The sequence below is a fragment of the Pseudomonas entomophila genome (genome assembly GCF_029193575.1).
Lineage (GTDB): Bacteria > Pseudomonadota > Gammaproteobacteria > Pseudomonadales > Pseudomonadaceae > Aquipseudomonas > Aquipseudomonas entomophila_G.
Genome location: NZ_JARGCS010000042.1, coordinates 1 through 7,261, shown reverse-complemented (window position 1 = coordinate 7,261; position 7,261 = coordinate 1). Strand labels below are relative to the sequence as shown.

General features: G+C 69.3%; 2 protein-coding genes. Both read right to left on the bottom strand.

The genetic code is table 11. The annotated features are described in order from the left end of the window. Nucleotides 1–5,984 (bottom strand): non-ribosomal peptide synthetase (locus P0Y43_RS19375; protein WP_275638873.1); only part of this gene is annotated, 5,984 nt, incomplete at its 3' end. Then, nucleotides 5,981–7,261 (bottom strand): amino acid adenylation domain-containing protein (locus P0Y43_RS19370; protein ID WP_275638872.1); only part of this gene is annotated, 1,281 nt, incomplete at its 5' end. The genes P0Y43_RS19375 and P0Y43_RS19370, both read right to left, overlap by 4 nt.

Below are 7,261 nucleotides of genomic sequence, written 5' to 3'. Positions count from 1 at the left end.
TCGATGCGCAGGCCGCGGATCTTCACCTGGTCGTCGTTGCGACCCAGGTATTCCAACGTGCCGTCGGGCAAGTGCCGGGCCAGGTCGCCGGTGCGGTACAGCCGCGCACCGAGGCGTTGGCTGAACGGGTCGTCGAGGAAGCGCTCGGCGCTCAGTTCGGGGCGGTTCAGGTAGCCCCGCGCCACCTGCGCGCCGCCGATGTACAGCTCGCCGGCCACGCCTTGCGGCACCGGCTGGCCCTGGGCATCCAGCACGTACAGCGTGGTGTTGGCGATCGGCTTGCCGATCGGGGTGTTGTCCGGGGTCTCGGCCAAGGGCTCGGCGCAGTGCCAGGCGCTGACGTCCACCGCCGCTTCGGTCGGGCCGTAGAGGTTGTGCAGCTCGACCGTCGGCAACTGCGCCTTGAAGCGCCGCACCAGGCTGCCCGGCAGCGCTTCGCCGCTGCACAGCACGCGCTTGAGGCGCGCGGGCTCGGCATCGCCGTGACCCAGGAACACGTCCAGCATCGACGGCACGAAGTGCAAGGTGCTGATCCCTTCCTCAGCGAGGATGTCGCGCAGGTAGCTCGGGTCGCGGTGCCCGCCAGGGCGCGCCATGACCAGCCGCGCGCCCACTTGCAACGGCCAGAAGAACTCCCACACCGACACATCGAAGCTGAACGGCGTCTTTTGCAGGACCACGTCGTCAGCCGTCAGGCCGTAGGCGTCCTGGGTCCACAGCAGGCGGTTGACCACCCCGGCGTGCTCGTTCATCACGCCTTTGGGCAGGCCAGTGGAGCCTGAGGTGTAGATCACATAGGCCAGGTGGCGCGGGGTCAGGCCTTGGATGATCGGGTTGTCACTCGGCAGGTCGCTCCAGGCCGAATGTTCGAGGTCCACCAGCGGTACGTCGAAGTCTGCTAGCACCGGGCGGGTCGCGCTGTGCGCAAGCACCACCAGCGGCGCACTGTCAGTGAGCATGTGGCGGATCCGCTCGACCGGGTAATCCGGGTCGACCGGCACATAGGCGCCACCGGCCTTGAGGATGGCCAGCAGGCCGACCACCATCGACACCCCGCGCTCGACGCAGATCGCCACCCGCGCATCAGGCTTCACGCCCAGGGCGATCAGGTGATGGGCCAGACGGTTGGCCTGGGCGTTCAGCTCGGCATAGGTCAGCTGCCCGGCCTCGGCACGCAGGGCGATGGCGTGCGGCGTGCGCGCCACCTGGGCCTCGAACAGGCCGTGCACGGTGTGCTCCAGGTCGTAGTCCAGCACCGTGTCGTTGTACTCCAGCAGCACCCGGCGGCGCTCTTCGGCACCGAGCAGCTCGACCCGGCTCAACACCGCGCCATCGCTACCGGCCATGGCCCACAGCAAGTGCTCCAGGTAACCGAGGTAACGCTCGACCGTCGCGCGGTCGAACAACGCGGTGGCATAGCCCAGGGTGCCGCTGAAGCCGTCCTCGCCCTCGCCCAGGATCAGGCTCAGGTCGAACTTGGCGAACCCCAGCCCTTCACCCAGGGTGCGCGCTTGCAGGCCGTCCAACCCACTGGCCATCTGCTGGCCGCCTTCCCATTCCAGCGACACCTGGTACAGCGGGGTATGGGCCAGGCTGCGCGGTGGCTTGACGATGTCCACCACCTGCTCGAACGGCAGGTCCTGATGGTCCTGGGCCGCCAGCACCTGGGCCTTGACCCGTGCCAACAGGGTGGCCACGTCGGGTGCGTCGGCAACGTCCAGGCGCACCGCCACGGAGTTGACGAACAGGCCGATCAGCCCCTCCACCTCGACTTGCCGACGGCCCGCCACAGGGCTGCCGACCACCACCTCGCCCTGCCCGGACAAACGTGCCAGCAACACCGACCAGGCGGCCATGAACAGCATGTACGGCGTGACCTGGTGACGCCGCGCCAAGGCGTTGAGGTCGGCGCTCAGGTGCCGGTCCAGGCGCACCTCGACGCTGTCGCCAGCATAGTCCTGGCGCACAGGGCGTGGTCGATCGGTGGGCAGGCTGAGCAGCGCCGGGGCGCCGGCCAGGGCCTGGCGCCAGAACTCGACCTGGCGCGCCAGGGCATCACCCTGCAACCAACGCCGTTGCCAGATCGCGTAGTCCGGATACTGGATGACCAGCGGCGGCAGATCGACCGTGCGCCCTTCGCGCAAGGCCGGGTAAAGCGCCGCCAGCTCGTGGGTCAGCACCCCCATCGACCAGCCATCGGCGGCGATATGGTGCAGGGTCAGCAGCAGCGCATGGCGCTCGTCGTCCAGGCGCAACAGGCGCGCGCGCAGGGGCAGCTCGCGGCTCAGGTCGAAGGGTTGCCTGGCTTCGTCGCCGACCAGTTGCCGCAGCTTGGCATCGTCGGCGCCGCGCAGGTCCTCGTACCCCAGGGCAAAGCCTTCGCCTGCAGGCAGCAGCCGCACGCGGGGCTCGCCGTCGACCTCGAAGAATTGGCTGCGCAGCGCCTCGTGGCGCGCCACCACTTGCTCCAGCGCTGCCGTCAGCGCTTCAGTGTCCAACGCGCCACGCAGTTCCAGCGCCAAGGGAATGTTGTAGGCCTGGCTGCCACCCTGCATCTGCGCCAGGAACCACAAGCGTTGCTGGGCGAACGACAGCGGCACGCTCGCCTCACGCGCCGTCGGCAAGATCGCCGGCAAGGCGCTGCGCCCGGCACTGGCGAGCACCTCGGCCATGCTCGCCAGCTCGGCCTGGGCGAACAGCGTCGCCAGGCTCAGCTCCACGCCCAGGCGCTGACGCACCAGCGACACCAACCGCATGGCCAGCAGCGAATGCCCGCCCAATTCGAAGAAGTGGTCGTGGCGACCCACCCGCTCCACTTGCAACAGGTGCTGCCAGAGTTGCGCCAGCGTGGCCTCAAGCTCGCCCTCGGGCGCCACATAGCCGCGCTCGAACAGGTCGGCGCGCTGCGGCGTCGGCAACGCGCGGCGGTCGAGCTTGCCATTGGCGGTCAACGGCAACGCCGGCAGGCGCACGAAGGCCACCGGCACCATGTAGTCCGGCAGTTGCGCCTGCAAACGGGCGCGCAGTTGCGCCGGGGTGTCCACCTCGACCTCGGCCTGGGTGGTGAAATAAGCCACCAGGCGTGGCTGGCCGGGTTGCTCTTCACGGGCCAGCACCACCGCCTCGACGATGCCCGGCAGCGTGGCCAGCCGGCTCTCGATCTCGCCCAGCTCGATGCGTACGCCGCGGATCTTCACTTGGTCATCGTTGCGCCCCAGGTAATCCAGGGTGCCATCGGCCAGCCAGCGCACCAGGTCGCCGGTGCGGTACATGCGAGCCTCAGCCAGGTCGCTGAACGGGTCGTCGACGAAACGCTCGGCGGTCAGCTCGGGGCGGTTCAGGTAGCCCCGCGCCACGCCTGCGCCGCCCACGTACAACTCGCCGGGCACGCCCAGCGGCACCGGCTGGCGTTGCGGGTCGAGCACGTAGAGCCGGGCGTTGTCCATCGGCTTGCCGATATGCAGCACGCCGCCTGCGGCGAGCACGCCAGAACTGGCGACCACGGTGGTTTCGGTGGGGCCATAGTTGTTGACCACGGCGAACGGCGGCTGACGGTTGAACTGACGCAGGCGGTCGCCACCGATCAACAGGGTGCGCAGGGTCGGGTGATCGAGCTGCTGGGCGAACGCGTGCTCGGCCACGGGCGTCGGCAGGAAGCTGACATCCAGCGGGCAGCCGCGCCACCAGTCGAGCAAGGCGTCGAGGTCTTCACCGGCCTCGCTGGACGGGGCGATGTGCAGCGTCGCGCCGGCGCACAGGGCTGGCCAGACCTCCCAGGCCATGGCATCGAAACCAAAGCCGGCCAGGCTTGAGGTATGCCGGCCACGGCACAGATCGAAGGCGCGGCAGTGCCAATCGACCAGGTTGTTCAGGGTGCGGTGCTCGACCATCACGCCCTTGGGCAAGCCGGTGGAGCCGGAGGTGTAGATCACGTAGGCCAGGTGGCCCACGCTCAGGCCCGGCACATTGGGCGCCTCGAACGCTTCATCACGCCCGCCCAGCTCGACACGCGGCAGCTCACTGGCGTCGACACGTCCATGCAGTGCCGCGTCCAGCAGCAGCACCCGGGGGGCGCAGTCGGCCAACAGGTAGGCGATGCGTTCGTCCGGGTGCGCCGGGTCGATGGGCACGTAGGCTGCGCCGGCCTTGAGCACGGCCAGCAAGCCGACCAGGGTGTCGAGGCCACGTCGGGCGAGAATCGCCACGCGCTCGTCGGGGCCGGCGCCCAGGGCGCGCAGGCGTGCGGCCAGGGCATTGGCGCGATGCTCAAGGGTGCGGTAATCGAGCGTTTCGACGCCACAGGTGGCGGCGATGGCATCGGGCTGTTCGACAGCCCGGCGGGCGATGCGCTGGTCGAGGGTCAGCGCTGGTGGGTGCTCCACCTTGTGGGCGTTGAAGGTTTCCAACAGCAGTTCGCGCTCGCTCCACGGCAGCACCGGCAGCGCGCCGATGGCTGTCTGTGGCGCCTTGGCCAGGGCATCGAGCAGGTGCCGCAGGGCTTCGGCCAGGTAGTCGCAGACCCGCGCCGCCGGTACCTGCGGGCTGGCCAGCAAGGTCAGGCGCAAGCCTTCGCCGAGGTCGTCGACGCTCAGGGTCAGCGGGTAGTTGGTGCGCTCCTCGGCGTGCAGTGTCTCGATCCCGGCCCAGCTGGCGCGGGTGGCGGCGCTGGCGTCAGCGGCGCTGTGGCGGTAGTTGAGCAAGGCGTTGAACAACGGGGTCGGCGCCGCCACGCCGCTGCAGCGCTGGGCCAGCGCCAGTGGCGCGTGTTCGTGGCGCATCAGCGTGGTGAGGCGCTGGTGGGTGGCCTTGAGCGCAGCCTGGGCCGAGGTGTCGCCGAGGTCGACGCGCAGCGGCAAGGTATTGATGAAGATGCCCAGCGCCCGGTCGGTGGCCTCGGCGCCCAGCAGGCGGCCCATCAGCACCGTGCCGAACACCACCGCCTCGCGCCCGGTGAGCGCGCCAAGCACCTGCGCCCAGCCCAGGTGGAACAGGCTGGCAACGCTCACACCTTGGGCCCGGGCCTGCTCGCGCAGGCGCTGACACAGGGCGGGTGGCAGGTCGAGGCTGTGCTCGTTCAGCGCCTGGTCACCGCTGATGTCGTGCAGGCCGTAGGCCAGGGTCGGCGCATCGACGGTGCCGAGCAGTTCGCGGAAGAACGCCTCGTGCTGCGCCTGGCTGACACCCAGCAGGGCCTGGGCCACGTAATTGCGAAACGGCACCGGGGCGCCCAGGCGTGCGCCTTGGCCGTCCAGCAGCGCCTGCATCTCGTGGCGCACCACGTCCAGGGCACTGTGGTCGAGGGCGATATGGTGGAACTGCAAGGTGGCCAGGAGGCGGCCGTCGGCGTCCGGCGCTTCGCAGTGCAGGCGGATCAACGGTGCCTGACCCAACTCCAAACGACCGTCCAGGTGTTCCGACAAACGCAGTCGGGCCTGGCGCCACACCACTTGCACCGGCGTTTCCAGCCCCTGCCAGTGCACCGAGGTGCGCAGGATGTCATGCCGGTCGATCACCCCTTGCAAGGCCTCGACGAACGCGTCCAGGCGCTCGCGGTTGGCGAAGGCGAAGCGCGACTGCATCACGTAGGGGTCGATGTCGCCGGCGCTGGCGTGGTGGTAGAGGATACCCTGCTGCAGCGGTGCCAGCGGGTAGATGTCCTGCACGTTGGCCGCGCCGCCGGGAATGCGGGCGACCAGCGCATCGAGGGTGGCCTGGTCAAGGTCCACCAGGGTCAGCATCGCCGCTTCGATATGCGTGCACCCCGTGGCAATGCCGTTTTCCGGAATCACCAGGGCGGCACGGCTGGCCACGTACTCGCCGCGTTCGAGCAGCGCGACCAGCGCCGGTTTGTGCTCGCGCAGGCGCGCCAGCAAGCTGGCGTCGGTCAGCGCCTGGCGGTTGCCCTGGACGACCAGCTGCCCATCCTTGAGCGCCAGCTGGATATCGTTGGCCGACAAGGTGGCCAAGAGTTCATTGATGCTCACAGGACAATCTCCATTCTGTCTGTGACGGCGGCGTAGCCCGCCAGGGTCGGTTGGTCGAACAGCGCCCGCACATCGGCCTCCAGGCCTTCCTGGCGCAGGCGCGCGGTGAGGGTCACCGCCAGCAGCGAGTGGCCGCCGAGTTCAAAGAAGTTGTCGTGGCGCCCTACCCGCTCCACGCCCAGCAGCTCGGCCCACAGTGCGGCCAACAGGGTTTCGGTGTCGCCTTGCGGGGCCTCGTAGGGCCGTGCTGCCACTTCGCCCGGCGCCGGCAGGGCCTTGCGGTCGAGCTTGCCGTTGGGGCTCAGCGGCAGTGCGTCGAGGTGGATGTACAGCGCCGGCACCATGAATTCCGGCAACTGCGCCGACAACGCCTGGCGCAGGGTTTCGGTGGTTTGCGCGGTGCCGGTGTAATAGGCCACCAGGCGTTGCTCGACGGCCAGCACGACCGCTTCCTGCACGCCCGGCACGCGGGTCAGGCAGGCCTGGATCTCGCCCAGTTCGATGCGCAGGCCGCGGATCTTCACCTGGTCGTCGTTGCGACCCAGGTATTCCAACGTGCCGTCGGGCAAGTGCCGGGCCAGGTCGCCGGTGCGGTACAGCCGCGCACCGAGGCGTTGGCTGAACGGGTCGTCGAGGAAGCGCTCGGCGCTCAGTTCGGGGCGGTTCAGGTAGCCCCGCGCCACCTGCGCGCCGCCGATGTACAGCTCGCCGGCCACGCCTTGCGGCACCGGCTGGCCCTGGGCATCCAGCACGTACAGCGTGGTGTTGGCGATCGGCTTGCCGATCGGGGTGTTGTCCGGGGTCTCGGCCAAGGGCTCGGCGCAGTGCCAGGCGCTGACGTCCACCGCCGCTTCGGTCGGGCCGTAGAGGTTGTGCAGCTCGACCGTCGGCAACTGCGCCTTGAAGCGCCGCACCAGGCTGCCCGGCAGCGCTTCGCCGCTGCACAGCACGCGCTTGAGGCGCGCGGGCTCGGCATCGCCGTGACCCAGGAACACGTCCAGCATCGACGGCACGAAGTGCAAGGTGCTGATCCCTTCCTCAGCGAGGATGTCGCGCAGGTAGCTCGGGTCGCGGTGCCCGCCAGGGCGCGCCATGACCAGCCGCGCGCCCACTTGCAACGGCCAGAAGAACTCCCACACCGACACATCGAAGCTGAACGGCGTCTTTTGCAGGACCACGTCGTCAGCCGTCAGGCCGTAGGCGTCCTGGGTCCACAGCAGGCGGTTGACCACCCCGGCGTGCTCGTTCATCACGCCTTTGGGCAGGCCAGTGGAGCC